General features: G+C 67.6%; 1 protein-coding gene and 1 pseudogene. Both read right to left on the bottom strand.

All coding sequences use genetic code 11. From position 1 onward, the window contains the following. Positions 1–41: 41 nt before the first annotated feature. The gene (locus tag AB0M08_RS47490; RefSeq protein ID WP_364508960.1) at positions 42–1,049 is read right to left on the bottom strand and encodes an IS3 family transposase; all 1,008 of its coding nucleotides are present in this window, start codon (positions 1,047–1,049) and stop codon (positions 42–44) included. 14 nt (positions 1,050–1,063) lie between these two features. After that, positions 1,064–1,486, bottom strand: a pseudogene (locus tag AB0M08_RS47495) (hypothetical protein); the annotation flags it as partial.

Consider the following 1,486-nt stretch of genomic DNA (forward strand, 5'->3'; position numbering starts at 1 on the left):
CGGAACCTGTCAAGTCCAGCGAGACATTTTCTTGATTTTGTTTAGCTTTCTGCTGTTGGTTGCCTTGTCATCGGCGGGTCGGGGGCCTGGTCCTCGTCATGGTTGTCGGGTTTGTTGATCCATGCCCGGTCCGGTAGCTGTGGTGGCCGGGGTCGGCGGCGGCCGAACCGTTCGGGATGCGCGGCCCAGGCGGCGTCGAGGGTATGTTGCCGCTGCTGGCGGATCTGTCCGGCAGTGCCGTGATGGACCGATGCCGGGGTGTGCAGGCCGATCCCGGAGTGCCGGTGCTCATGGTTGTAGTAGGTGTAGAACGCTTCGCAGTGCTGCCGGGCGTGCTGGATCGACCCGAATCGCTGCGGGAACGTCGGGTCGTACTTGAGCGTCTTGAAGCTGGCCTCGATATACGGGTTGTCGTTGGACGTCTTCGGCCGGCTGTGACTGCGTCCGATCTTCAGATCGGTCAGTAGCTGCGTCACCGTTTTGCTGGTCATCGCAGCGCCGCGGTCGGCGTGCACGGTTAGCTGATCCGGGTCGACGCGTTCGCGGGCGGCGGCGTCGGCGATCAAGGCCTCGGCGAGCTGCCCGTCCTCGTAGCCGGCGACCAGATGCCCGACGACGTAGCGGGACCAGATGTCGATCACCGTGTACAGGTGGAACCAGACCCCTTTGACCGGGCCACGCAGCTTCGTGATGTCCCAGGACCACACCTGGTTCGCCGCATCCGCCACCAGTTCGGGCTTGGTCCGGGCCGGGTGCGTGGCCTGGCTGCGGCGTTCACCGGACTGCCCGGCGGCGCGCAGGATCCGGTACATGGTGGACTCCGAGCACCACCAGCGGCCCTCGTCGAGCTCGCGGGCCCAGACCTGTGCCGGTGCCAGATCGGCGTATTCAGGCCGGTTCAACAGCTGCAACACCTGCTCCCGCTCGGCCTGCGACAACGCGGACGGCGGTGGCTTGCGCGGCGTGCGCGGCTTCGGTTCGGCGGGCGGATTGCGGCGCCGATACAGCGTTGCCCGTGACAGGCCGGTCAGCCGGCACGCGGGCGCCACGCCCCAGGCCTCGGTCAGCGCCTGCTGCGCCTCGGCGAGGACGGGTTCGGCGTCGGCGCGATATCCGCGCTCTCGGAGAGCAGTTCCAAGAGCGCGTGTGCTTTTCCCATGATCTGCAGGGCGGTCTCGGTCTTGGCGAGCTTGGCCTGAAGGCGTGCGTTCTCGCGCTGAAGGCGGGCGAGTTCGGCGTGTTCGGCCTTCTTCGCCGCCCGCGCGGCCGATTGCCGCCGGTCCGTCAGGCCGGCCGTGGCTCCGGCGTCGCGGGCCTTACGCCAATCGAGAATGTGTGAGCCATAGAGCCGTTCCCGGCGCAGAATCGCCCCGCGAGCCGCCGAATCCGGTGCCGACTCGTACTCGTCCAGGATCCTCGCCTTGAACTCTGCGGTGAATGTCCGCCGCTGGGGCCGGGCGTCCGGATCCGAGTTCTCGTGGGGCTT

Origin of the sequence: Actinoplanes sp. NPDC051851, from assembly GCF_040681165.1 — a bacterium.
In the GTDB taxonomy this organism is placed as follows: domain Bacteria; phylum Actinomycetota; class Actinomycetes; order Mycobacteriales; family Micromonosporaceae; genus Actinoplanes.